Below are 1,796 nucleotides of genomic sequence, written 5' to 3'. Positions count from 1 at the left end.
GTAGTGGCGGTAGGGGGCGCCGGTCGACACGCCGGCACGCCGTGCCACCGCGCGCAGCGACAGTGCGGCGCTGCCGTCTTCCTCGAGAAGGTCGCGTGCGGCGCGCAGGCAGGCCGTTCGCAGATCGCCGTGGTGGTACGAGCCGCTTGCTTGCGACACAGGTCACACTCCTTCGTGTATGCACTGCTTACATCAATCCCCTAATGTGAGCAGTGCACACATTGTAGGGGATTTCGGATCGAGAGGAGAACGCGGATGACCAGTGAGTTGTTCTCGCCACTGTCGTTGCGCTCCGGGCAGGTGCTGGGCAACCGGATCGCGAAGGCGGCCATGGAGGAGAACATGGCCGGCCGCGACCAGGTCCCCGACAGCAGGCTGCTCGCGCTGTACCGGCGCTGGGCCTCCGGCGGCGCCGGCCTGCTCATCACCGGCAACGTCATGGTGCACGCCCAGGCGCTGACCGGTCCCGGCGGCGTCGTACTCGACGAGGCCGCGCCGCTGGAGCCGTTCGCCGCATGGGCCGAAGCAGCCAAGTCCGGAGGCGGGGCAGTCTGGATGCAGGTCAACCACCCCGGCCGCCAGGTCCAGGCCGACATGCCCGGTGTCGTGTGGGGGCCGTCCGACGTGGGCGTCGACCTCGGTCGGCACAGCAGCCGCTTCGGCCGCCCCACCGCTATGACCCCTGAGCAGATCGAGGCCACCGTCGCCCGATTCGCAGCCACCGCCCGGCGAGCCGAGGAAGCGGGGTTCGACGGTGTCGAGGTCCACGCCGCGCACGGGTACCTGCTGTCGCAGTTCCTGTCGCCCTTGGTCAACCGGCGCACCGACGCATGGGGTGGTCCGCTGGAGAACCGGGCCCGGATGCTGCTCGACGTCGTCGCCGCGGTGCGCTCGGTGGTGTCGCCGTCGTTCGCGGTCGCGGTGAAGCTCAACTCCGCGGACTTCCAGCGCGGCGGCTTCAGCGCCGACGACGCCCGACGGGTGATCGGGATGTTGGTGCCGCTCGGCGTCGACCTGGTCGAACTATCCGGCGGCAGCTACGAGAGCCCCGCGATGACCGGCCGCCCCGCCGACGCCCGTGCCCAGGCCCGTGAGGCCTACTTCCTCGACCTGGCCAAAGACCTGGTCACCACCAGCCCCCTCCCGCTGATGCTCACCGGCGGGATCACCCGGCGCGACACGGCAGACCGGGTCCTCGACAGCGGCATCGCCCTGGTCGGCATGGGCACCGCCCTGGCGGTCACCCCGGACCTGCCCGAACGCTGGCGTACCGGCCGCGAAGCGGACCGGCCGCTGCGGCCGGTGACCTGGTCCGACAAGGCTCTCGCGTCGGCCGCGAGCATGGCGCAGGTCCGACACCAGATGCGCCGCATCGCCCGGGGCAGCGACCCCAGACCAAGGACCCACCCCGTCCGGGCCCTGTTCTCCGAGCTGCTCCTGCAGCGGCAGGCGCTGCGCCGATACCGTGCCTGGCTGCCCGCGGCCCGACCCGGCGCCGGGGCCTCGCGGCCTGCAACGGAGCCGTGATGACGCCGGGTAGTGGCCGATCGCCCTCGACCACATAGTGGACGATGATGGTCGAGGGCGCCGGTGCCGGGTCCGACGACACCGCCCCCGTCGCGAACGCGAGGGAGAACGCCATGACCAAGGTCCTCTTCGTGGTGTCCGCAGCGGATCGTTGGACGCTCCGGGACGGAGTGGTGCATCCCTCGGGCTTCTGGGGCGAAGAGCTGGCGATGCCGCACAAGATCTTCACCGAGGCGGGGTGGGAGACCACGATCGCCACCCCGGGCGGG

General features: G+C 71.2%; 2 protein-coding genes and 1 pseudogene. 2 read left to right on the top strand and 1 reads right to left on the bottom strand.

Annotated elements, in window-relative coordinates; all coding sequences use genetic code 11:
* The coding region (locus AB0C36_RS43080; protein WP_358365266.1) for a helix-turn-helix domain-containing protein at positions 1-159 on the bottom strand (159 nt) is incomplete at its 3' end.
* Between the two features lie 96 nt (positions 160-255).
* On the opposite strand from AB0C36_RS43080, the gene AB0C36_RS43075 reads away from it, so the two are divergent.
* Both AB0C36_RS43075 and AB0C36_RS43070 read left to right on the top strand, forming a co-directional pair.
* Positions 256-1,527, top strand: coding sequence for an oxidoreductase (locus tag AB0C36_RS43075; RefSeq protein ID WP_358365265.1), 1,272 nt, complete (start codon positions 256-258; stop codon positions 1,525-1,527).
* 113 nt (positions 1,528-1,640) lie between these two features.
* A pseudogene (locus AB0C36_RS43070) lies at positions 1,641-1,796 on the top strand (type 1 glutamine amidotransferase domain-containing protein); the annotation flags it as partial.

Source organism: Streptodolium elevatio, assembly GCF_040649515.1.
Lineage (GTDB): Bacteria > Actinomycetota > Actinomycetes > Streptomycetales > Streptomycetaceae > Yinghuangia > Yinghuangia elevatio.
This window is presented reverse-complemented; position numbering and strand designations above follow the sequence as displayed.

What these genes read in the sequence shown, in the direction of transcription:
- AB0C36_RS43075 (WP_358365265.1), top strand. Translation starts at nt 256, where the DNA reads ATGACCAGTGAGTTGTTCTCGCCACTGTCGTTGCGCTCCGGGCAGGTG.